The organism is Paenibacillus sp. Y568 (genome assembly GCF_059445545.1).
In genome coordinates, this window is the sequence record NZ_JCAIUM010000004.1 from 128,527 (window position 1) to 153,156 (window position 24,630).

The following is a 24,630-nucleotide window of genomic DNA, read 5'->3' on the forward strand; positions in this document are numbered from 1 at the left end:
TCCAATAACTAAGCGTATGCTTTCGAAGTGATTTTTTGACGTAGTAAATCAAGGAGTAACGCCCCAAAAAATTTTAGGAGGATTCCAAATGAAAGTATACACACGGACGGGTGACAAGGGTGAGACTTCGGTCATCGGAGGTCGCGTGATCAAAGATGATAACCAAGTGGAAGCCTATGGAACGATAGATGAGCTAAATAGTTATGTAGGGCAAGTGATTAGCCTTATGGATCAAGAGACTTTTAGTGACCTTAAGGAACAATTATTGGAGATTCAACATGAGCTATTTGACTGTGGGTCCGATTTAGCGTTTGTTAATCTTAGTGTAGATAAGTATAAAGTGACGGGCGATATGGTAGAGCGATTGGAACTTTGGCTGGATACTTGCGAGCAGGAAAATCCGCCATTGGAGCGTTTTATTCTGCCAGGTGGAGACATCATTTCTTCTACTCTCCATGTGTGTCGTACGGTGTGTCGTAGGGCAGAACGAAGAACGGTTACTCTGGGTAAGGAAAAGGACATTAATCCAGATGTGTGCAAATATTTAAACCGCTTATCTGATTATTTCTTCGTCATTGCAAGAACGGTGAATGCTCGTAAAGGAGTAGCAGACATCGAATATGTACGTAGTCAAAAGGTGTTTAAATCAGGCAAATGAACCAATATTATAACCCCATTACATACGTTGTTCCAGTCGAAGAAGACAGCTGGATTCTGAAGACAATCTTACAGAAAAGAATGAATATTTCCCGAAAACTGGTATCACGTCTGAAACAGACCGAGGAAGGAATCATGCTTAATGGTGAGAGAGTGTATATTAGCGTGCCTGTAAGGAATGGAGATCGAGTCGAAATTCGGATGGAGCAGGAGTCTTCAGAAGATATTTTACCTCAGCCCATTCCTTTTGATATTTTATATGAAGATGATCATTTATTGGTCGTTAATAAGGAATCTGGCAGGATCGTACATCCTACACACGGTCATTACACCAACACATTGGCTAACGGAGTAGTCTATTATTGGATTGAACAAGGGAAAAGGTATCGTTTTCGACCCGTTCATCGGCTTGATCAAGAGACTACAGGAGTCCTAGTTATTGCTAAGAATCCTTACGTGCATCAACATATCTCTGAGCAAATGAGCCAGGGGAAGGTCGATAAGAAATACATTGCAATTGTCCATGGTGTGCCTAATCCCTCTGAAGGTGTGGTAGATGGACCTATTGATAGAGATCCCTTGGAACCTCACCGTCGAATAGTAACACCAACAGGATATAGTTCGCTGACACGATACTGGTTACTAGAACGATATCACGATGCGAGCATGCTACAATTAAAATTAGAGACGGGCAGAACGCATCAGATCCGTGTGCATATGACATCAATAGGTTGCCCATTAATTGGTGATTCATTTTACCGACATCCTGTCTATCATGAGATGGATGTAGATCGTGCTATAACTGAAATAGAGGACCCTACGATTGCTGAGAATGCAGTAGTTAGACTTGATCAATTGATGGGACGTCAAGCATTGCACGCATCAGAATTATCATTTGTCCATCCGATTCTACATGAGATGATGACTTTTACTGCACCACTCCCTTTCGATATGGAGACCCTTCGTAATCAACTAATACAACATCCAATAGAGGAGGAAGAATAATTATGAGCAAACTTTTAATATATCAATATCCACAGTGTGGTACATGCCGCAATGCGGTGAAATGGTTGCGAGCTAATGGACATGAACTTGAAATTCGTCATATCGTTGAGGCGCCACCAACAGTCTCAGAATTAAACGATTTGATTAATACAAGTGGGCTAGAATTAAAGAAGTTCTTTAATGTGAGTGGTGAAGTATATAAGAGTATGGGACTAAAGGATAAGCTTGGTGAAATGAGTCGCGAAGAACAAATCGAGTTGCTCTCTTCAAATGGAAAATTAATCAAACGCCCTATCGTAAGTAGTGGTGAACAGGTGACAGTTGGTTATAAAGAGGATCAATATGCCAATGTTTGGGGAAGCGAATAAAACGACAAAGCCTTGTTAGAGGTATGTTATACTATAACTATTGCCGCTGTTTAAGCGGAAGAAAGATATATAAGGAGCGGTTAAAAGAGTGACAAGTCATAATAATAAACAACAATCATTAATGCTGGTAGATGGAATGGCGCTATTGTTTAGGGCATATTTTGCATCAGCTACGAGTGGATATATTCGTCGAACAAAAGCTGGCGTACCTACGAATGCTATTTATGGTTTCGTACGTTATTTCTGGGATGCTGTACAGACCTTTGATCCGAGCCATGTTGTATGCTGTTGGGATCTCGGAGGCGGGACTTTTCGAACTAAGGAGTATTCCGCATATAAAGGAAATCGATCGGAAGCCCCTGATGATCTTATTCCTCAGTTTTCATTAATTCGTGATGTCATTGAAAGTTTTGGTATTCCTAATGTGAGTTACCAAGGCTTCGAGGCTGATGACTGTATTGGTACGTTAGCAGCTCAAATTAGCCAAGAAATGAATGTTATAATATTAACGGGAGATCATGATTTACTTCAACTCGTAAGTCCTGCAACCAGTGTCATTATCATGAAAAAGGGTCAGGGTAATTATAAAGTATATACACCAGAGTCTTTATATGAGGAAAAGCAACTTCGTCCTCGTCAAATCATAGATATGAAGGCACTTATGGGTGATACGAGTGATAATTATCCAGGAGTACGTGGGATTGGTGAGAAGACAGCTATCAAGTTGATCCAAGAATACGAATCTATTGAGGGAATTCTGGAGAATCTAGACAAACTCTCCTCTAGCGTACGAATAAAGATTGAGAAAGATCTAGAAATGCTACATCTTTCACGTAGACTTGCAGAGATTCATTGTGAAGTGCCCGTGGAGTGCTCCGTAGATGGTTGTCAGCTACAAATCGACAATGTTCTGATCTCTTCCAAATTTGAAGAATTAGAAATGAAGAGTTTATGTCAATTGATTGGAGTTGCAGCCGTCTAAGTGAGCAGACTAGGATCTAAATCAGTGCGAAAAGGATGGGTATGAATAGGAATACTAGCGATAATAACGTTAGTATCGTAATAGCCTATCATGCGGAAGTTGCCATAAATGGTGCATTCATTGAAGCCGATGGTGGCTCTCCAAATCCTTATGGCAATCTAATTGTAGATGGACGAGTTGCACATATGGGACACTACGGAACGACAATTGGTTTTCAGGTATAACCTCATTAGAAATCCTTAATAAATAAAGGCGACTTTTCATTCGGAAATCAAGAATGGGAAATCGCCTTTATTTATGGAATCTATTGCGGGGGACAGTTCTCTATGAATCTATCAGGCAAGGTGAAGGATGTCGTTATTTTATAGTATCTTAAAAAGGTACAATATAATATAATGGGGGAAATTCGACCCTAGGACAGAAGGGAATGTTATACATGGGCTTGTTAGGAGCGATTGAAGCAGGTGGAACAAAGTTCGTCTGCGGTATAGGCACGAAGGATGGCGAGGTTGTGGAGAGAGTCAGTTTTCCTACAACAACACCGGAAGAAACGATGTCACAGGTAGTGGATTTTTTTAAAGGGAAAGAAGTCGAGGCCATCGGAGTTGGTTCTTTCGGGCCTATTGATCCGATTAAAGAGAGCGATACATATGGTTATATCACAACCACACCGAAACCTCATTGGAGCCAATATAATATCGTGGGTTTTATGAAGTCACATTTCGACGTACCTATTGGATTCGATACAGATGTCAATGGTGCAGCACTTGGTGAACATTTATGGGGGGCTGGACAAGGCCTAGATAGCTGTATGTATATTACAGTTGGAACAGGTATTGGTGCTGGAGCTGTCGTTAATGGGCAAATGTTACATGGACTCTCTCATCCTGAGATGGGACATATCATCGTTCGACGACATCCTGATGATAGTTATGAAGGGACATGTCCTTATCACGCTGACTGCTTAGAGGGGTTAGCTGCAGGGCCAGCTATCGGTCGCCGCGTTGGACTACAAGGTGCTGAGTTAGGTGTCGACCATCCAGCTTGGGAGCTCGAGGCTTATTATTTAGCTCAAGCATTAATGAATTATATCTTGATTCTTTCCCCGCAGAAAATTATTATGGGCGGTGGAGTTATGAAGCAACAGCAGCTATTCCCACTTATTCAACGTGAGCTTCGTAGCCTCCTAAATGGTTATGTACAACATACATCCATTAGTAACGATATAGAGAACTACATTGTCTCTCCTAAATTAGGGGATAATGCAGGACTGTGTGGGGCATTAGCACTCGCAACCTTAGCACTTAAAGGAGCTTAGTCTGGAATATTGAGCCCTCACGAAATTTCGTTGACGAATATACAGTATATGGTATTATAGGAATAACAGTATAACATGGCTCGACTGAGGAAGCACCTCTCTTACTTTATTGTAAGAGGGGTGTTTTTTTGCGTGTTGTATTGAATGATGGGAGGGATGTAAGATGCAAATTTTATTTATGAATCGTCTGGTTAAAGGGTCACAACAAGATGAAGAATCAGCAGGACAAGTATGGATTGGTGAAGAGGATGGTATTTGGCATTTAGGTTGGAGAGATTTCCAAATAGGTGAAGATACGATCGATTCATCTTGGTACGAAGGTGTCTCATGGGATGAGTTACTATGCATCTATCGTCATGGTCTTGCAATCAAGTTAGGAGAGGGGTATCGACCCATCATTGAAGGTGTATTTCATGAAGAAGATGAGCAACGGTATCGTGGCCAGAGTGCTCAGAAACTATATTGTTACAGCGAGCTTCATCCACAGGAGAATCTATATTCTGAATTATGTTCATGGAGACGTAGAAGAGCAGTCTCTGAACGTAAAGCTCCTTACTTCATTGCTAGTAACAAACTGCTCCGACTCATTAGTACCTTTATCCCCCAGACAGTGGACGAGCTAATCCAACTACCGGGGGTCGGTGATGTGAAAGCCGGGGAGTACGGTGTAGATATTTTAGAAATAACAGCAAAAGTAGAACGTCATCATCATTATCCTTTAAACTGGGTTTATGGTGAATTAAATGAAGAGCTCTATATGAACTGGGTATTCAAGCAAAAAGAGCGAAAATACAAATTAGAGCTTGATCAGTATAGGATACGCCGTACACTCATGACAGGAATATCAGAAGGGAAGAGTCTCGAAGAATTAGAACAAGAATGCAATACTCCTAGGAAAGACATTCTTGAAGCTTTGGAGGAAATGGAGAAAGAAGGTTATGATACGGAATATCTTATTCAGAATGAACTATATGATATGTCTGCTGACGAGCAGAATGCCATATGGTCAGCTTTTGAAGAGTTAGGAGATCTATTGTTGAAGCCTATCCTACAAAAGGTATATGGTGAAGGGAAAGATACTATTGCGAAAGGAAGTATAGACCAACTGTATGAACGCATACGCATGATTCGCATTCGCTTTCGGCGGGGGCAGGCTTCTAGACAAGACGTCGGTTAAATAACACAAGGACGAAAGATTCTCTGTATACAGAGCGTCTTTCGTCCTTGTGTAATGATTAGAGCCAATCCTTTTTTTTGAATATGAAGAACATTCCGAAACCCAATGTAGCCATAATCCCAATAATCATAAAATAGCCATACTTCATATCTAATTCGGGCATATTTGTGAAGTTCATTCCATAAATCCCAGTAATGAGTGTTAAGGGTATGAAAATGGTAGTAATCGCTGTAAATACTCTCATAATTTCATTCGCACGATTGGCGATACTGGACTGATACGCTTCTCGTAAGTTACCCATAAGGTCGCGATAGGTTTCGAAAGTTTCTGCGATCTTAACAGCATTTTCATAAATATCGCTGAAGTATTTCTGTAGCTGGTCATCGATCAGACGAAGATCTTTCTTGTTTAAAATGTTGATTACTTCTTTCTGGGGTCCAAGAACCTTCTTCAGCCATAATATTTCGCTTCGTAGACCAATAATCTCAATGAGATGAGATTTCTTAGTGTGCATCAGAATATCTTCTTCTAATTTCTCAATCTTGGCCTCGATCCGATCACCTACAGAGAAATAATTGTCGACAACTAAGTCGATGAGCAGATATAAAAATTTATCGGGTTCACTAACTTCTTGCTCCCACAGAATGGGCTTTAGTGTTCGAAGCTCGTTTATTTTTTGGTTGGTAACCGTAATAATATAATGTCTGCCTAAGAATACGCTGAGAGCTCTTAGAAAAATTTCCTCATCGTCGAATCGAATACTGTTAACTACAATGAAATAATGGTTATCGTATATTTCAATCTTAGGACGTTGTTCATCTTCACTAAGACAGTCCTCAACAGCTAGGTCATGAAGAGAAAAGAGAGGTTGTAATAAAGTGAGATCCTCTGCATCTGCATCGATCCAGTAGAATCCTTGTTCTGGTGGGGTTAGTGTAACTTGGATGTCATTAATGGGGGTGAATACCCCAGAATTAACCAACCGGATTTTCATATATATTCACTCCTTCATCCCCATAATTCGCTATGGGTAGCGCTAAATTTCTGCGCATAGAAAAGAGATCAGTCTTGTTCATGGAGTAAGAGGCTTACGCACGAAAGAGTCGAATAGCTCCTTCCTCCAACAGGCTGGTACTAGTTCTATGCGGTTGTAATGCACCAATAATCAGCTTGGGCCTCGGGTCGCCGTCCATCTTTCAGGTCACCTCTTCTTTAACCGGATTGTAATACTTGTCTAGTATAACGTCCTCCTAACATCCTTTCAAGAAGAAAAGCTGGTTACTTCTAGTCTTCAGTTTATGAAATAAGAGTGATCTAGGTGTTACTTAATATAAGTCTTTGTAAAAATGTTGAACAGTTCTTGACGAAGGTAATTTTATGATTTAAAGTTAATTCAGATTTAAATATTACCAAAATCAATTAAACTAAAAATGAATACAGCGAAATCTTATCAAGAGCAGGTGGAGGGACAGGCCCGATGAAACCCGGCAACCGGCGTGTAATACGCACGGTGCTAATTCTTGCAGGAAGATTTGTCGACTTCACTGACAAACCATTCCTGAGAGATGAGAGAGGCGCATAGATTAACGATGATGACCTTTCTCCTATGGATTTTTTCCTATGGATTAAGGTCATTTTTGTTTACAAAACCCTTTCCTCACATGATTATCGCCGATTTCAGCTAAAGGAGTGTAATCAGCATGCCAATTAAGATTCCAGATACATTGCCAGCGAAGGAAGTACTTGCCGGGGAGAATATATTCGTCATGGATGAGAGCCTGGCTTATCATCAAGACATACGTCCCTTGCGTATTGCGATTCTCAATTTAATGCCAACGAAAGAAACGACAGAAACGCAGTTACTTCGTTTACTTGGGAACTCACCACTTCAGGTTGATATCGTATTGTTGCATCCCAGATCACATACTTCCAAGAACACATCTGAAGAATACTTGAGAACATTCTATAAGACGTTTGACGAGGTGAAATCTAGTCGATTCGATGGTCTGATTATTACAGGAGCTCCAGTAGAACAGATGGAATTTGAAGACGTTAATTATTGGGAAGAGTTACAAGAAATATTTGAATGGAGCAAGACTTATGTCACCTCAACCCTTCATATATGTTGGGCATCTCAAGCAGGCCTTTATTATCACTTTGGCGTTCCCAAATATGATCTGAATGACAAAATATTTGGTGTGTTCTCACATACGATCAGTACGCCAAATGTGAAGTTGCTGAGAGGATTTGATGAATTGTTTCATGTCCCTCATTCTCGTCATACGGAAGTACGTCAGGAAGATATTGAAGGGATTCCTGAACTGGAGATCTTATCAGAATCAGAAGAAGCGGGTGTATACATTGTTGCGACGAAAGACGGCAAGCAAATCTTCGTGACAGGACATTCGGAATATGATCCATTCTCGTTGAAATGGGAATATGAACGTGATGTAGCCAAGGGTATGCAAATAGATTTACCTCAACATTATTACCCTGAAAATGATCCTTCTCGTGTACCTCCAGCGATATGGCGTGCACATGCAAGTTTATTATTCGCAAATTGGCTGAACTATTATGTATACCAAGAGACACCTTTTGATATTGGAGAAGCGATGGAAGTATGGCCACAAATATAATCAGAATATGATGATAAAGGGGAAAACACTATGAATGAGAAAGACTTACGAATAGAAAGTCGCTTGGCTCAGATCGGATCAGTTGAGGAACCAGTAACAGGTGCTATTAATTTCCCTATATATCAGGCTACAGCTTTCCGCCATCCTCAGTTAGGAAAGAGCACTGGATTTGACTACTCACGTACGAAGAACCCAACCCGTAAAGTATTAGAGGATGCTTCAGCTCAACTAGAATCTGGTGATGCGGGCTTCGCATGTAGTTCAGGAATGGCTGCATTACAGACTGTCTTTGCCATGTTCGCGCAAGGCGATCATCTTATTGTCTCTTTAGATTTATATGGCGGTACATATCGTCTATTGGAACGAATTCTTTCTAAATTCGGAGTCACTGCCTCTTATGTAGATACGAACGATATCGATGCACTAGAAAGTTCAAGACGACCTAACACCAAGGCTGTGTTTATTGAAACGCCTACGAATCCATTAATGATGATCACGGATATTGAAGCGGTATGCCTATGGGCACAACGTCATCAAATATTAACGATCGTTGATAATACATTAATGACCCCCTTCTTTCAACGTCCATTGGAGTTAGGAGCAGATATTGTCGTTCATAGTGCTACGAAGTATTTAGGTGGACATAACGATGTACTGGCAGGTCTTATTATTACAAAAGGTAAAGAACTATCGGAAGAAATGTTTTTCCTTCATAACTCGCTTGGCGCAGTTCTTGGTCCAACAGACTCTTATCAACTTATGCGTGGGATGAAGACATTGGCACTCCGAATGGAACGTCATGAGAGTAATGCGATTCGAATAGCTGAATACTTAACGACTCATTCTGCTGTAGCTGAAGTATTTCATCCGTACTTGAAGGATCATCCTGGCCATGATATTCAGAAGAAGCAGTGTAGTGGCAACACGGGGATTTTCTCATTTAAAGTGAAAGATGCTCGGTATGTGGAACCCTTACTTAGACATATCCGATTAATTGCTTTTGCGGAAAGTCTCGGTGGTGTTGAATCGTTGATGACTTACCCGGCAGTACAGACACATGCAGACATTCCATTGGAGATTCGTGATGCCATTGGTGTAGATGATAGATTACTTCGTTTCTCTGTTGGAATAGAACATGTAGAGGATTTAATAGCAGATCTTGGTGGGGCATTAGATGCAGCGCGTCAAGAAATTGAAGGAGGACAATAAGCATGAGTAGTCAACAACAATCAGGAAAAAGTTCTCCCAAAGATCTGGATTTTGCTACAAAGTTAATTCATTTTGGATCTGAAATTGACCGAACTACAGGTGCATCAAGTGTTCCAATCTATCAAGCATCCACATTTCATCATGAAGATATATTTAATCCACCTCTGCATGACTACAGTCGTTCTGGCAATCCAACGCGTCAGGCTTTAGAAGATTATATATCTTTATTAGAAGGTGGCGAACGCGGCTTAGCCTTTGCATCAGGTATGGCAGCCATCTCAAGTACATTCATGCTCTTATCGGCTGGGGATCATATCATTGTCACAGAGGATGTATATGGTGGAACTTATCGTCTCTTAACAAGTATTCTTAGCAGATTAGGAATTGAGACAACGTTCGTTGACATGACAGATTTGGATCAAGTGAAACAAGCACTTAGATCTAACACCAAAGCCGTTTATATGGAAACACCGTCTAACCCTACATTAAGAATTACTGATATACAAGCGGTAACTGACTGGGCAAAAGAGCATGATCTCCTTACGATGTTGGATAATACGTTTATGACGCCTTACTATCAACGCCCAATTGAACAAGGTGTAGATATTATCATCCATAGTGCTACCAAATTCCTAGGGGGACACAGTGACGTTCTTGCTGGCCTTACAGTGGCTAGGACGGCGTCGATCGGTCAGCAATTAAAGCAACTTCAGAATGGATTGGGTGCTGTACTCGGTCCACAGGATTCCTGGCTTCTTATGCGTGGAATGAAGACCTTGAAAACACGTATGAATCAAAGTGAAATCAGTGCGGGGAAGCTTGCAAATTGGCTTAATGAACGACAGGATATTTCTGCGGTTTATTATCCGGGTCTGGCAGAGCACCCAGGTAGAGAAATTCATGAGAAGCAGTCCACGGGTTATGGTGCAGTTGTGTCCTTTGATGTTGGCTCAGGAGAACGAGCTAAGAAGGTACTGAACAAAGTTAAAATTCCATTAGTTGCTGTAAGTCTAGGTGCTGTTGAAAGTATTTTGTCTTATCCCGCGATGATGTCTCATGCGGCTATGCCTGTCGAAGTTCGTGCTGAGAGAGGTATTACAGACGGATTACTCCGCTTCTCTGTAGGTTTAGAGGACATTGAGGATTTAATTGAAGATCTTGATCAAGCCCTCCAAGAGGATTAAGAATGAACAGCATCGTTTAGGCGGTGCTGTTTCTTCTTCTGAATCTAATATGTTAAGATGAAGAGTAGTTATTATATTTTTATTTGTTTTTATTATCCATATCAAGGGAGGTTACCTTTATGAATACGGTAGATCGTATTCTAGATAAAGCAGTACGCGGTGAGCGACTTAATCTAGAAGAAGGCGTTAGGCTGTTAGAGAGTAACGAGATCGAGAAACTAGGACATACAGCGGATATTCTTATGAAACGGATACATCCTGACCCGATTACGACCTTTGTTATTGGGCGGAATGTTAATTATACCAATGTCTGTGATACATATTGTAGGTTCTGTGCTTTCTATAGAGCCCCAGGTTCTAGTGAAGGTTATGTATTACCAGATGAAGCTATCTTCAAGAAGATTCAAGAAACACAGGACGTTGAAGGTACCGAGATTCTGATGCAAGGTGGAACGAATCCAGATCTTCCATTTAATTATTATACGAACCTGCTCAGAGGTATTAAACAACGATTCCCTAATATTACGATGCATTCCTTCTCACCTGCTGAGATTCGCAAGATGCAGGAGGTTTCTGGTGGATTATCCCTAGAAGAGGTTGTTCGTGAGCTTCATGAAGCGGGACTTGATTCCCTTCCAGGTGGTGGAGCCGAAATTCTAGATGATCGTATTCGCAAAAAGATTAGCCGCTTAAAGGGCACTTGGCGTGAATGGATGGATGTCATGCAAATCGCGCACAAGCAAGGTATGAATACAACGGCTACAATGGTTATTGGTTTTGGTGAGACGATGGAAGAGAGAGCATTACACATGCTACGGATTCGTGATGCGCAAGATGAGTGTATTACAAATAAGTATAACTCCAAAGGCTTCTTAGCATTCATTCCATTTACTTTCCAACCAGATAACACGAACTATGCACGTGAACGCGAGACCCCAGAAGCTTATCTGAAGACGGTAGCGGTGGGTCGTATTTTACTTGATAATGTTCCAAATTTACAGTCATCATGGGTAACGATGGGACCTGAAGTAGGTAAATTGTCTTTAAGTTATGGATGCAATGACTTCGGGAGTACGATGATGGAAGAAAACGTGGTTTCTTCTGCTGGTACGGTTCATAAGGTCAACATAGAGTCTATTCTTGGATTAATTCGTGAAGCGGGTAAAATACCAGCTCAACGTAATACGAAATATGACATCTTGAAGGTCTTTGAAGAAGGAACAACCATCGATCGTGATTTTATCATGCAGAATTAAAAGAAAGTGATGAAGAGGGCTGTCCCAGAAAGTCGGAAAACGACTTTCTGGGATTAGCCCTTTTTACTTTTAATACCAACCTTTTCAGTTAGAATGCTTATGGGCTAAGTAACTGAGAAATGTTAGCTTGTTTTCCACTAACACCTTCCGTATATCCTTTGTTCAGGGACCATATACTTAACAAGGATAATGAAAGGAGTGATCTCCATGGTACTATTCAGTATATCAGCTAAGATAGCATCTGCAGAAGAAGTGGTTCTATTCGAAAGCATCGTATCAAGAAAGAACAAAGAACTACATAAGAAATATAAACCATTGAAATTCTCATGTATCTCGAGTGAAGGTACGTCAGTGTGGAAATGCATGGGGAATGAACAAAAGATCTCCTTGGGAGATGGAATGGACTCCTTGTACCAGCTTGCTGCAGAGGCAGCAGCGGAAGTCATCTTAGAAATAAAGGAACAACATATAATCAGAACCTTACTGCGGGATGAATTTGATTTTTCGGGGAAAGAGGATTCAGAGCGAATTATAAAACACTGCATCTCTTTAGTAGAAAAAGGAAATGGAGCCCCAAACGAACCATGGAAACGTCGATATAAGATGCTTACCAAAAATTTGTACCAATGTTTTCGGGAGAGTCCTATAGTAAATATAGATGGATTTATCTCGTTTCGCCTTCAAAATTATGGTGTTGAACTTCGAGAGATCATAGAATATGCCGTAGATGAGTTCTTAGTTGACCGGCAATATGAAGAATTTGTAGGTTTACTTAAATATTTCGTGTATTTTCAAGAGCCACAGATTCCATTAGTTCATGTTGTTCATAAGGGCGGTCAGGAACTTTTACTATTTGATGGAAAAATGAATCCTTTGGAGGCTAAAACAAACGAAGGTGTTTTTGTAGAAAGAATTGATCAGCAGGATATGGAAATGGAGGATGCCGTTGTGAGTACGCTTATTTCGGTATCTCCAGCCAAATTGATTCTTCACACTAGGGATCCACAAATGCCGGCGGTGAAGACGATACTGCAAATTTTTGATAAGCGCGTGGAAGTATGCCATTATTGTCCACAATGCCACACCTTCTTTAGAGAGAAAGAGAAGATATGACTTGACGTTTAGTGTCAGCTAGAATTATAATTACTGTTAAATTGACTAAAAGCAATGAAAAAGACATGAACCACGAAGATTTGGACTGTACAGAGAGAGGGAACCAGGCTGTAATTCCCTTCAGTATCCGACGTTGGTTTACCCCTTTGTAGCTGTGATTATGAACTTCTCTGATGTGTTACATTTGGAGAACAGTAAGAATCACCGGTTCATAACCGTTATGAAATGCTGATGAAGGATATGGGTATTGCATTCAATGTTTCAAGAATGTATTGCAACTATCAAATTAGGGTGGAACCACGGGTGATAACACTCGTCCCTTACCGGGATGAGTGTTTTTTTGTTGTCTTTTTTTAAAATAGAAATATCTAGGAGGAATTAATATGGCAGTAAGCATTAAATTACCGGACGGTTCCGTTCGTGAGTATGCTGAAGGTAGTAGTATTGAAGATGTAGCAGCATCCATAAGTAGTGGCTTGAAGAAGAGTGCTGTAGCAGGTAAGTTAAATGGGGTCGTTGTGGACTTGTCCACTCCATTGGAAGAAGGAGCTCTCATTGAAATTGTGACTCTGGATTCTCCAGAAGGTATTGAAGTAATGCGTCACAGTACAGCCCATGTTATGGCCCAAGCGGTTAAGCGTTTGTTCGGTAACAAAGAAGTTCATCTTGGGATTGGTCCTGTGATTGAAGATGGTTTCTATTATGATATGGATCTTGAGCATCCACTTAATCCTGAAGATTTACAGAAGATTGAGAAAGAAATGGAACGCATTATTGGTGAGAACTTACCAATCGTTCGTAGAGAAGTTAGCCGTGAAGAAGCACTACAAATATTCGGCGAACTTGGAGATCCATACAAGATAGAATTAATTAATAATCTTCCGGAAGACAGTATTATTTCCATGTACGATCAAGGTGAATTCTTCGATCTATGTCGTGGACCACATCTACCTTCAACAGGAAAGATTAAAGTGTTTAAGCTGATGAATGTGGCTGGAGCCTACTGGCGCGGAGATAGTAAGAACAAGATGTTGCAACGTATTTACGGAACAGTATTCCCTAAGAAGGCCCAATTGGACGAGCATTTACACTTCTTAGAAGAAGCGAAGAAACGTGATCATCGTAAACTAGGAAAAGAGCTAAAAATGTTCACATTCTCACCTCTTGTAGGTCAAGGTCTTCCCATGTGGTTGCCTAAAGGTGCTAAGTTACGTCGGACATTGGAACGTTATATCGTAGATATGGAAGAGAGTCTAGGGTATCAACATGTTTACACACCAGTGCTTGGTAATGTGGAACTTTACAAAACTTCAGGTCACTGGGAGCACTATCAAGAGGACATGTTCCCCAAAATGGAACTTGATAATGAGGAACTTGTGTTGCGTCCTATGAACTGTCCTCATCACATGATGGTATTTAAGAGTGATATGCGCAGTTACCGCGATCTACCTATCCGTATTGCAGAACTTGGTATGCAACATCGTTATGAAATGTCAGGAGCATTGACTGGTTTACACCGTGTTCGTGCGATGACACTGAATGATGCTCATATCTTCTGCCGACCTGACCAGATCAAGGAAGAATTTAAGCGTGTTGTGACATTGATTACTAAAGTGTATGAAGACTTTGGAATCAAGGAATATCGTTTTAGACTATCTTATAGAGACCCACTGGATACTGAGAAATATTGGCCAGATGATGAAATGTGGGAATCCACTCAACGTATCCTTCGTGAAGTTGTTGAAGAAATGGGACTTCCATTCTTTGAAGCTGAAGGTGAAGCTGCGTTCTACGGTCCTAAACTAGACGTTCAAGTGAAGACAGCCCTTGGTAAGGAAGAGACGCTTTCTACAACTCAAATCGACGTACTATTGCCTGAACGATTCGAGTTGGAATATATCGGTGATGATGGACAGAAGCATCGTCCAGTCGTAATTCACCGTGGTATTCTTGGAACGATGGAGCGCATGACTGCATTCCTACTTGAGAACTTCGCCGGTGCGCTTCCACTATGGTTGTCACCAGTTCAAGTAAAAGTTATTCCGGTGTCAGGTGCCTTTGAAGATTACGCCAATGAAGTCGCAGATAAGCTTAAGTTAAGTGGTATTTCTGTTGAAGCTGATCTTCGTAACGAAAAATTGGGTTACAAAATCCGCGAAAGCCAACTTGAGAAAATACCGTATATGTTCGTCATTGGTGAGAATGAAATGAATGGTGGCACAGTTTCCATCCGTAAACGTGGCGAAGGAGACATCGGAACTAAACCTTTGGATGAGGTTATTTCCATGCTGAAGGAAGAAATATCAAACCATCAAATTTCATAATTAATGAACCTGTTGGATGTTTTTTTAGTCCTCTGCTAAGTGAAGGACTGTCAAGCAATGTACATATGCTTGGCAGTCCTTCATGTATATTTACCTGTTTAAATGGGAACCCTCGCTAGTAAGGGGGAGATTTTCTTATGAACAAGGTTAAAATAGGGCAGAGGATTTTGTTATGTATATTTTTGGTAGGATTGGTGATTGGGGAGAAAACAACGTATGCTTCAATGAATTATTCACAATGTTATTACGCGGGAATTCCTGAAAATATATGCTATAAGCAACAGGTATATAATGCTACTCCTAAATCTAATGTAAGTAAGGATAAAGCAAAGAAGAATACCACAGTGAAGGCGAAGCAATCAACGACTAAATCCACAACACCGGCTGTTGCAGTGTCGGCTCCAAGCCAAGACCAAGTCATTCGAACAGTGAAGGTAGTAGCAACAGGGTACACAGCTGGATATGAATCTACAGGTAAGAAACCTAACCATCCTGAATACGGGATTACGTATTCGGGTGTAAAGGTGAAACGCGATAAAAACAAGGTATCAACAATTGCTGCCGATCCTAAAGTATTTCCATTAGGTAGTATTTTGTATATTCCAGGCTATGGTTACGGTATTGTAGCTGATACGGGTTCTGCCATTAAGGGGCGGAAGATTGACCTATATTTTGCAACAACGAAGCAAGTGTATAAAGAATGGGGTAAGAAAGATGTGGAAGTACAAGTGATTAAGCGCGGGAATGGGAAATGTACTGAAAAGATGGTACAGAGCCTAGGAAAGGCGATTGAGACCTATAAATCGTTACCTGCATTTGTGCTTGAACAATCGATTTGATGAAGGAAACTACGGCATTAGATTTTTATCGCTCTGCTACTGCATAATTTTTCGTCCGTGTTACATACTATGGACTGGGGAAAAGTCGTAGCCCTACTTAAAGTTTGCATAAGCAAACCTAAGAGGAGGTGAAAATCTCATGGCCAACAATCAAAACATGAATTCGAAACAAAAGAAAGTACAGGATAATTACAAAACACCTGATGAAAAGTTTAACGCTGAATTCGCTGAGGAAAATGGTAAAATTCAGAAACCAAATAAAGTTCAAGATAATTACAAGACACCGGATGAAAAGTATGATGAGGAGTTTAAATCTCAAAATTAGTTTTTGATCATTGAGACCCCTTAAGTATTTTTTTGACAAGTTAAGAATGCCCTCAACGCTTATCGTTGGGGGCATTTTTTCATATGACTTCATCTCATCCTCTAGACCGAGTCATGTTCATTCTGTGGCCTGTATCCGAAATGATAACTCTATTGTAAACTAAGGATTACGTAAGAGGATAAGGGGATGTTGAACATGAAAAAGGGATGGGCAGATCGTTTTTTTGGCGGATTTGTGCTTATCGGAATTGGGATTATATTTCTACTTCAGCAGATGGGGTATGTAGATATTAGTATAGGTTCTATTATTTCAACGTTTTGGCCGCTAATCTTAATCTATTTAGGGCTTAAGAACATGTTGACTGCACGTGGTGAAGGGGGTTCCTTTATAGGCTCATTCATCTTACTAGCGGTAGGGGGATATTTTCAAGCACGGGCATTAGATTGGGTCTTCTTAAGTCCTGGTGAGTTCTTTAAGTTTCTTATTCCTGGGTTTCTGATTCTTTGTGGTCTTTATGTCATTTTCAAGCCTACCCGGTCTACAACTAAACCTGATAAGAAAATGAAGACACCTATTGAGCCAATGGGGTATCCACCAGAACCATCTGAGCTACCGGATTTACCTGATCTGGAATCTCAATCGACGTTAGATAAACAGTTTGAAGAAAAGTTTGGAGTTTCGTTTGCAGATAAAAAGCAGGATAAAAGACGAATCAGTTTTGATATTCATATGGGTGATGATAGCGAGCATGAAGAAGAGGATGAAACGTATCATATTCGCGACAAAAGACACAAATTCAAGGCTCAATATGACAACTATAGCGACGGTGAGAAGGTTAATAAATCGGCCTTCATTGGCGATGTTCATATGGGCAGTGATTATTTCGAGCTAAAGCCTACTAACATATCTCAGTTCATAGGAGACGCGGTACTTGATCTGACGAAAGCTCAAATTCCGTACGGAAAGACTAAGATTAATATCTCTGCTTTCATCGGTGATATTAAGATATATGTTCCCAATGACATGGACTTGGGTATTAAGGTGAATTCAAGTTCCTTTATTGGCGACATGACCATATTATCTCAATCTAAAAGCGGATTCATGAGCTCCGTTCAATCCTCAACGCCTTATTACAAAGAGGCTCAAAAGAAAATAGTCATTAATGTCAGCGCCTTTATTGGTGACATTAAAGTGAACACGGTAGGTTAAGCGAATGGTGAAAATTCTGAAAAACACGAAATGGTTGTTAATGTTTTATTTTTTACTGAGTGGAGTCGTTATGGCTGCGATTATATATATGGGTATTTATATGGGCTATATTGAAGTGAAAGATAATGTCATGTGGTTGTATTATTCCCTTGGCATTATTATATTCACTGTGGTCATTGGTTACATGGCAGGGCAGCGCATTCAGCGAGGAATCGATGTCCTAGATCTTAATATGTTACAGGTTGCTAAAGGGAATCTATCTGTGCGGATGCCTATAGCAGAGGATCAATCGTTCGCACGGGTATACCATGAATTTAATACGATGATCGATGCGATTGAGAAGAAGATGATGTTACTACAACGATTAGGTGTTCAAGAAGTGGTAGAGAAAGAAAAAGCATCAGAGAATGCGGTATTAGAAGAACGCAGAAGGATGGCGAGAGATCTGCATGACACCGTAAGTCAGCAACTCTTCGCCATTCATATGTCTGCATCGGCTCTTCCGAAGGTATTAGTTCAGAATGAAGAGCAAGGTAAGTTGGTTCTCGAACAGTTAATTACGATGTCTCATATGGCACAGAAGCAAATGCGCGCACTTATTGCGCAGTTGCGACCCGTAGAATTAGAAGGGAAGAGTCTGGCAGAAGCACTGGAGAAGTGGTTCCCCGATTATTGCCGTCAGAATGGACTTAAAGGAATAAAGGAAATGGAGTTACAAGGAGAATTGTCAGAAGCTATAGAACATCAGCTATTCCTGATCATACAAGAAGCGATGGCTAATATCGTAAAGCATGCACATGCGGTATTAGTTAGTATGTCTTTGCGCGAAGGGCAACATCAAGTGGTACTTAGTCTTAGTGATGATGGCCAAGGGTTTAACGAAGGGTTTCAGAAACAAGGATCCTATGGATTACTTACGATGCGTGAGCGAGCAGAAAAATTGGGTGGACATGTAGAAATTATAAGTAAAGAAGGCGCAGGGACAACGATTCGCGTACATATTCCTAAATTTACTCCTGGAGAGAATGATTCCGTGTCTACATATGAGGGGGAAGTATAAGTATGGAAGGAAATATCCGGATTTTACTCGTAGATGACCATGATATGGTTCGAATGGGTCTCAAGACGTATTTAATGTTAGAGCCAAAGTTCGAAGTTATTGGGGAGGCAAGAAACGGTCAGGAAGTATTAGATATATTAAGAAAAGGAATACCTGAGGGTCCACCTGATTTAATATTAATGGATCTAATGATGCCTATCATGAATGGAGCCGAGACGACTAAGGCAGTGCTCAAAGAATATCCGCAATTAAAAATAGTGATCCTAACCAGCTTTTTAGAAGATAATCTAGTAGTGGATGCGATTGAAGCAGGTGCTGTAAGTTATGTGCTTAAGACAGTATCAGCTGATGAGCTCATATATGCGTTACAAGGTGCCTATAGAGGGATGCCCGTGATGACTGGCGATGTCTCCCAAGCTCTTACTAGAGGCATTCGCCAAAGGATGGTCGAAGCAGATTCATCTGGACTTACAGAGCGTGAAAAGGAAGTACTCCTTCTTATTGCTGAAGGTAAAAGTAACAAGGATATCGGAGAAGAACTACATATCAGCATTAAGACGGTTAAAACGCATGTTAGTAATTTACTCATGAAATGTGAACTAGATGATCGAACACAACTCGCTATTTTTGCTCATCGTAAAGGGTGGGCCAAGGTAGATCTGTAAAAAAATATGTTTTATCTCCCTTTAAATTGTTTTTAATGTGACTTTAAGGTTAATAGTACATGATAAGAACAGTTAAATAATATCCCACCTACAAATAGTGAGGTTAGGGTATAGGAGGTAATTATATATGGACGAACGCGATAATAAATTCGGACGGTTGGATGATGAATTAGATCAAGAGATGTCAAAAGAAAAAGATTCCTCAGAATCAGGTTCTTCCTATTATTATTCCTACGGACCATTTCAATCGATAAGTAAAGATAGTGTGATACAGAACGAAGCAGATTCCTATGATCGTGATCGAGACAAAGTGGAGATTACGCCACCGCAGCCTCTTCGAAACTTACCTGTGGGGAATTCTTTTAATTCACCGCGAAATGGTCAAGATGGAGGAGATAACAACGGTGGTTCTGGTGGAAATGGAAATTGGCAATATAGTAAGAAACCTAAGAGTTCAGTAAAAACGATATTAGTTTCATTCCTAGCAGGTATGTTGGTCATTACTTCACTCATGTTTACAGCGGATCGGATGAACTTGTTCACACCGGACACGCCGCTAGCGGCGATTGCTCCAATTGAATCCAATGCAACAGCGGTAACAACACCTAGTAATAATGAAAATGCCGCGGCTACTACGACTACTTTACCGTTAACTAGTCCAGGGAATGTCTCTGCGGTATTTAAGGAAGCAAGTCCTGCCGTGGTGAAGATTGCAACCTTGGTTAAATCGGGTAAAGCTAAAAGTGGACAGCAGTCCAACCCCTATTCAAGTGACCCATTCTCCTATTTCTTCGGGGATCAGTTCGGTGGAAGTGGAAGTAGCGGTCAAGGAAACGGAGGTTCATCTTCGAACTCTGATTCTACAACCGAATCAGATCAACTAGTTCCTTACGGTATTGGATCTGGATTTATCTATGAAAAGTCGGGTTACATTCTAACGAATCAACATGTTATTGACGGCGCAGATGTAATTCAAGTGACGTTAGAAGGCAATAACAAACCTTATGAAGCTAAATTGCTTGGTTCAAGTAAGGATCTTGATTTGGCAGTGTTAAAGATTGAGGGTGACAACAATTTCCCTATCGTTCCAATGGGTAATTCGGATAAAGCTGCAGTAGGTGAGAGTGTAGTAGCTATCGGTAATCCCCAAGGGTTCGACCACACGGTAACATCTGGTGTGCTTAGTGCAAAAGAACGTAGTATAGATATCAATGAGGAAGATGGTAGTGGTACTCGTAAGTACGAGCATTTACTACAGACAGATGCTTCTATTAATCCAGGTAACTCTGGTGGACCGCTATTGAATCTCAATGGTGAAGTTATCGGAATGAATGTGGCGGTAAGCGCAGATGCTCAAGGGATTGGATTTGCTATCCCTACCAGTGTGATTTCAGAAGTCGTGGATAAACTGAAGAATAATCAAGAAATTCCAAAAGATCCGGTTCCATTCATTGGTGCATCATTAATCACACTAACCGATGAAGTTGCAAAACAAATGGGAACGACTTTGAAAGAAGGATCAGTCATTGCTGAGATCACATATAAATCTCCTGCCTATGTAGCTGACCTTCGTCCGTACGACATCATTACTGGAATCAATGGTACAGATTATCCTACAAGCCAAGATCTCATTGATTTCATTCAGAAGCAAGAAGTGAGCACGAAGATAACAATCAATATTGTCAGAGACGGTAGAAAGATGGATCTCCCTGTAACGATAGGAGATCGTAATGGGTTTGATATCCAAACGACTCAGGAATAGAAGTGGTGTGACTAAATAGCGGAAGGGAAACTCCCCTTCCGCTATTTATATATGGATATATAGCTAGAGTGTTCGTGGTTGGTTACAATAGAGCATAGAGGCTAAGGATAATCGGTAGATGCCTAATTATGCAATAATAAAGGGGTTATGATTTATTTATGCGTTCCACTATTCTACTAATTGATGATGATGAGAAAATTATTTCTATGTTACGCAGGGGTCTTGCTTTTGAAGGCTACGATGTTCTAACTGCAGCAAATGGTGCTGAAGGCTTGCATATGATTCTGGATAGTGAACCAGATCTTGTTGTATTAGATATTATGATGCCTAAGGTGGATGGATTCGAAGTATGTCGAAGACTTCGGGAAGGGGGAAGTAATGTTCCTATTCTCATGTTGACAGCCAAAGATGAGATCGAACATAGAGTCAAAGGATTAGATCTTGGTGCAGACGACTATTTGGTTAAGCCTTTTGCCCTCGAAGAGTTGTTAGCACGTGTGCGTGCACTTCTTCGCCGTAAGCCAGGACCGAATGAGGCAGGCGAACCTAAGCTTAGTTATGAAGATATTATCTTGGATATGGATGCAAGAGAAGTACTTCGTGGAGGGGTTAGATTAGAGTTAACAGCGAAGGAATTTGAATTGCTGAACTTATTTATGCAGAATCCCAAAAGAGTACTATCGCGTGACTTGATTATGGATAAGATATGGGGTTATGACTACAGTGGTGAATCTAATGTATTAGAAGTATATATAGCGATGTTACGTCAAAAGTTGGAAGAGCATGGAGGCAAGAGGATCATACAGACGATCCGTGGAGCAGGATATATTCTAAGAGGAGATACATAATATGTCCATCCGATTCCGATTAACAGCATGGTATTCCGCTATTTTAGCTGTAACACTTATCATCTTCGGGTCTGCTGTTTATGGTGTGATTTATTATAATACGTACGATGAAGTAGAGCAGCGTATTTATCAGCAGAATCAACGAGTGAAAACGACAATTATAGTTGATGTAGTTAGAGGAACATATGATTTCTCGGTGAGATCAGCAAGTAATTTTGATGAGTCTCAGACCTTTGTGCAAGTTTTTAATTATACTAACGGTGTAATCAACCCAGATGACAACTTGAAAAGAGTAGGTATGGAGATACCCATTCCATCTGGAAAACCAGAAACCATGGTCAAAGGGTATAGCAAGGTTCAAATTCAAGGGAATCCATTTTTGGTTTATCAAGAGCCCTTTATTTACAATGGAGAAATCATTGGACTGTTACAAATCGCAACTTATGTAGGTTCAGAACAGAATCTATTAAATGGTCTTCAGAATATACTCGTATTAGGCTCGGTGATCATGATTATTATTGCTTCGAGCTTTGGGTTATTTCTTGCGCATAAATCCATTCGACCTATAGGCAAGGTGATTGAGGCAGCTAATCAGATACAGAAGGGTGCAGATCTTAGCTTACGAATTGAGTATAAGGGCCCTAATGATGAAATTGGCCAATTAATTGGCACTGTCAATAATATGCTTAGCCGGATGAATGGATTCTATAAAGAATTAGAAGACGCCTATGCAGCTCAGCGAAGATTCGTATCGGATGCTTCACATGAACTAAGAACACCACTTACGACGATACGAGGCAATGTTGATTTACTCGAAAAGATATGGGATGAAGAACAGGGTAATCGTTCTAATATGGATGAAGAGACGATGCGAGTCATGACAAAAGAAGCATTAAATGACATCTCGGATGAAGCCAAACGAATGAGTCAACTTGTCGTTGATATGCTTTCATTAGCACGTGCAGATACGGGTCAGACCTTTGCGAAAACCCCCGTACCACTCGAGCCATTGGTCGAGGAAGTAGCTCGACGTGCACAATTCCTGCCTCATCAAGCAGAGTGGATTATAGGTAACTTATCCACGTTAAATGGTGTTTATGTGAACGGAAATAAGGACTATCTACAGCAAATGTTGTTTATTTTCATAGAGAATGCTTTTAAATATACACCTGAAGGTCAAGTATCCTTAGATGCATTTAAATATCAAGATCAAGTGGGAATACGTGTAGCGGATACGGGAATTGGAATGAATAAAGAGGATGTACCCCTTATCTTTGATCGTTTCTATCGAGCAGACCAGTCTAGAGGTGTCACAGAAGGTATTGGGCTAGGGTTGTCGATTGCGAAATGGATTATTGAAGAAATGGATGGTTCGATTGAAGTGGTGACAAAAGTGAATGAGGGAACCACCTTTATTATCTGGCTTCCTATGATCTTTCCTGTCCCTTTGGAATAGGGTATAATGAGGAAAGGTAAGCTTATGAAAAGAGGTTGATACCAATGGAAGTAATTAAGATTTCTCCTCGGGGATATTGTTATGGAGTCGTAGATGCAATGGTGCTTGCACGTCAAGCAGCGCAGAATTTAGATCTTCCCCGACCTATATATATATTAGGAATGATCGTTCATAATAGCCATGTCACGAATTCTTTTGAAGATGATGGAATTATTACATTAGATGGTACTAACCGTCTTGATATTCTAGATAAAGTTGAGAGTGGAACCGTTATATTTACGGCCCATGGCGTATCTCCAGAAGTACGTAAGATCGCTCGTGACAAAGGATTAACAACAGTAGATGCGACTTGTCCAGATGTTACGAAGACCCACGTTCTTATTGAAGAGAAGGTTAACGATGGATATGAAGTGATCTACATTGGTAAGGGGGGGCACCCAGAACCAGAAGGCGCTATCGGTATTGCTCCTGATCATGTACATCTCATTGAAAAAGAAGAGGAAATTAAGGATCTTCATTTAGATTCCTCTCGAATTGTCATTACGAATCAGACTACGATGAGTCAATGGGATATTAAGTATATTATGAAAAAATTGTTAGAGAAGTTTCCTTCTGCTGAAGTTCATAATGAAATTTGCTTAGCGACACAAGTACGTCAAGAAGCGGTGGCAGAACAAGCAGGTCAAGCTGATCTAGTTATCGTTGTGGGCGACCCAATGAGTAATAATTCGAATCGTCTGGTTCAAGTATCTGAGGAAATAGCTAACGTTACGGCGTATCGTGTAGGAGATGTAACTGAAATTAAGAGGGAATGGCTCGAAGGCATCTCGAAAGTGGCAGTAACCTCAGGTGCATCTACACCTACACCCATAACGAAGGAAGTTATATTGTACCTAGAACAGTATGACCCTAACAATCCAGAGACATGGGAGACCAAACGAACCGTTAACATGAAGAAACTACTTCCAAACGTTAAAGTGAAAAGTAGTCCAACGACGTAAGATCAATTGTGAAGTAGCTAATGTTAAGTATGACTTATTTTATATGACTCGAAAGAGAGACTCTTCAGCAAGAGCACTCATCTTTCGAGTCTTGTTTTTATGATCACCATGAAGTTCGCTTGACGGAGAATGAGCATTTGATGTATATTTACTTTAGCGATTAAAAGCATAAAAGCGGGTAAGCGTTTAAGTTGAAAAGTGGAGTGTTAAATAGTAAATGATGAGGAAGGATGATA

Annotated in this window: 23 protein-coding genes and 1 riboswitch; of the genes, 22 read left to right on the forward strand and 1 reads right to left on the reverse strand. The window is 40.5% G+C overall.

The features are described 5' to 3' along the window. Nucleotides 1-88 precede the first annotated feature (88 nt). From AC1D7X_RS07505 to AC1D7X_RS07535, 7 genes are all read left to right on the forward strand, one after another. Nucleotides 89-658, forward strand: coding sequence for a cob(I)yrinic acid a,c-diamide adenosyltransferase (locus AC1D7X_RS07505; protein ID WP_495474932.1), 570 nt, complete (start codon nt 89-91; stop codon nt 656-658). Continuing rightward, a complete protein-coding gene (locus tag AC1D7X_RS07510) occupies nt 655-1,662 on the forward strand; it encodes an RluA family pseudouridine synthase (RefSeq protein ID WP_495474933.1) in 1,008 nt (335 codons plus the stop codon). The genes AC1D7X_RS07505 and AC1D7X_RS07510 overlap by 4 nt, the downstream gene beginning before the upstream one ends. A gap of 2 nt (nt 1,663-1,664) precedes the next feature. Continuing rightward, nucleotides 1,665-2,030, forward strand: a complete 366-nt coding sequence (locus AC1D7X_RS07515) for an arsenate reductase family protein (RefSeq protein WP_495455074.1) — start codon at nt 1,665-1,667, stop codon at nt 2,028-2,030. 121 nt (nt 2,031-2,151) lie between these two features. Then, complete coding sequence (locus AC1D7X_RS07520) at nt 2,152-3,012, forward strand: 5'-3' exonuclease (protein WP_495475015.1); 861 nt, start codon at nt 2,152-2,154, stop codon at nt 3,010-3,012. A gap of 41 nt (nt 3,013-3,053) precedes the next feature. Then, nucleotides 3,054-3,236, forward strand: a complete 183-nt coding sequence (locus tag AC1D7X_RS07525; RefSeq protein WP_495455075.1) for a hypothetical protein — start codon at nt 3,054-3,056, stop codon at nt 3,234-3,236. A 212-nt stretch (nt 3,237-3,448) separates the two neighbouring features. Next, a complete protein-coding gene (locus tag AC1D7X_RS07530) occupies nt 3,449-4,330 on the forward strand; it encodes an ROK family protein (protein ID WP_495455076.1) in 882 nt (293 codons plus the stop codon). 163 nt (nt 4,331-4,493) lie between these two features. Continuing rightward, complete coding sequence (locus AC1D7X_RS07535) at nt 4,494-5,507, forward strand: HRDC domain-containing protein (RefSeq protein WP_495455077.1); 1,014 nt, start codon at nt 4,494-4,496, stop codon at nt 5,505-5,507. A gap of 58 nt (nt 5,508-5,565) precedes the next feature. Here AC1D7X_RS07535 and corA read toward each other — a convergent pair whose 3' ends face one another. Further along, nucleotides 5,566-6,501, reverse strand: a complete 936-nt coding sequence (gene corA, locus AC1D7X_RS07540; protein WP_495455078.1) for a magnesium/cobalt transporter CorA — start codon at nt 6,499-6,501, stop codon at nt 5,566-5,568. 450 nt (nt 6,502-6,951) lie between these two features. Beyond that, nucleotides 6,952-7,079, forward strand: a riboswitch (SAM riboswitch). Nucleotides 7,080-7,207: 128 nt separating this feature from the next. Between corA and metA the strand changes: the two genes are divergently transcribed. The 15 genes from metA to AC1D7X_RS07615 all read left to right on the forward strand — a co-directional run bounded on the left by metA (nt 7,208) and on the right by AC1D7X_RS07615 (nt 24,394). After that, nucleotides 7,208-8,143 carry a homoserine O-acetyltransferase MetA gene (gene metA, locus AC1D7X_RS07545; RefSeq protein WP_495455079.1) on the forward strand — a complete coding sequence of 312 codons (936 nt, stop codon included), beginning with the start codon at nt 7,208-7,210 and terminating at the stop codon, nt 8,141-8,143. A gap of 30 nt (nt 8,144-8,173) precedes the next feature. Continuing rightward, the gene (locus AC1D7X_RS07550) at nt 8,174-9,352 is read left to right on the forward strand and encodes an aminotransferase class I/II-fold pyridoxal phosphate-dependent enzyme (protein ID WP_495455080.1); all 1,179 of its coding nucleotides are present in this window, start codon (nt 8,174-8,176) and stop codon (nt 9,350-9,352) included. Between the two features lie 2 nt (nt 9,353-9,354). Continuing rightward, nucleotides 9,355-10,536: a trans-sulfuration enzyme family protein gene (locus AC1D7X_RS07555; RefSeq protein ID WP_495474934.1), complete on the forward strand. Its 1,182-nt coding sequence runs from the start codon at nt 9,355-9,357 to the stop codon at nt 10,534-10,536. A 119-nt stretch (nt 10,537-10,655) separates the two neighbouring features. After that, nucleotides 10,656-11,792, forward strand: coding sequence for a cyclic dehypoxanthinyl futalosine synthase (gene mqnC, locus AC1D7X_RS07560; RefSeq protein WP_495455082.1), 1,137 nt, complete (start codon nt 10,656-10,658; stop codon nt 11,790-11,792). Between the two features lie 207 nt (nt 11,793-11,999). Continuing rightward, the gene (locus AC1D7X_RS07565) at nt 12,000-12,905 is read left to right on the forward strand and encodes a putative sporulation protein YtxC (protein ID WP_495474935.1); all 906 of its coding nucleotides are present in this window, start codon (nt 12,000-12,002) and stop codon (nt 12,903-12,905) included. 383 nt (nt 12,906-13,288) lie between these two features. Further along, nucleotides 13,289-15,229 (forward strand): threonine--tRNA ligase, encoded by a 1,941-nt coding sequence (gene thrS, locus AC1D7X_RS07570; protein ID WP_495474936.1) that lies wholly within the window; start codon nt 13,289-13,291, stop codon nt 15,227-15,229. Between the two features lie 137 nt (nt 15,230-15,366). Further along, complete coding sequence (locus AC1D7X_RS07575; RefSeq protein ID WP_495455085.1) at nt 15,367-16,068, forward strand: 3D domain-containing protein; 702 nt, start codon at nt 15,367-15,369, stop codon at nt 16,066-16,068. Between the two features lie 139 nt (nt 16,069-16,207). Then, a complete protein-coding gene (locus AC1D7X_RS07580; RefSeq protein ID WP_495455086.1) occupies nt 16,208-16,393 on the forward strand; it encodes a hypothetical protein in 186 nt (61 codons plus the stop codon). A gap of 195 nt (nt 16,394-16,588) precedes the next feature. Further along, a complete protein-coding gene (gene liaF, locus AC1D7X_RS07585; RefSeq protein ID WP_495455087.1) occupies nt 16,589-17,602 on the forward strand; it encodes a cell wall-active antibiotics response protein LiaF in 1,014 nt (337 codons plus the stop codon). 4 nt (nt 17,603-17,606) lie between these two features. Further along, nucleotides 17,607-18,662 carry a sensor histidine kinase gene (locus AC1D7X_RS07590; protein ID WP_495455088.1) on the forward strand — a complete coding sequence of 352 codons (1,056 nt, stop codon included), beginning with the start codon at nt 17,607-17,609 and terminating at the stop codon, nt 18,660-18,662. Nucleotides 18,663-18,664: 2 nt separating this feature from the next. Further along, nucleotides 18,665-19,327: a response regulator gene (locus tag AC1D7X_RS07595; RefSeq protein ID WP_495455089.1), complete on the forward strand. Its 663-nt coding sequence runs from the start codon at nt 18,665-18,667 to the stop codon at nt 19,325-19,327. Between the two features lie 127 nt (nt 19,328-19,454). Then, nucleotides 19,455-21,089, forward strand: a complete 1,635-nt coding sequence (locus AC1D7X_RS07600) for a S1C family serine protease (protein ID WP_495455090.1) — start codon at nt 19,455-19,457, stop codon at nt 21,087-21,089. Between the two features lie 158 nt (nt 21,090-21,247). Beyond that, a complete protein-coding gene (locus AC1D7X_RS07605) occupies nt 21,248-21,937 on the forward strand; it encodes a response regulator transcription factor (protein WP_495455091.1) in 690 nt (229 codons plus the stop codon). Between the two features lies 1 nt (nt 21,938). Next, nucleotides 21,939-23,393, forward strand: a complete 1,455-nt coding sequence (locus AC1D7X_RS07610) for a sensor histidine kinase (protein ID WP_495455092.1) — start codon at nt 21,939-21,941, stop codon at nt 23,391-23,393. Nucleotides 23,394-23,437: 44 nt separating this feature from the next. Next, nucleotides 23,438-24,394 (forward strand): 4-hydroxy-3-methylbut-2-enyl diphosphate reductase, encoded by a 957-nt coding sequence (locus tag AC1D7X_RS07615; protein WP_495474937.1) that lies wholly within the window; start codon nt 23,438-23,440, stop codon nt 24,392-24,394. Nucleotides 24,395-24,630 lie beyond the last annotated feature (236 nt).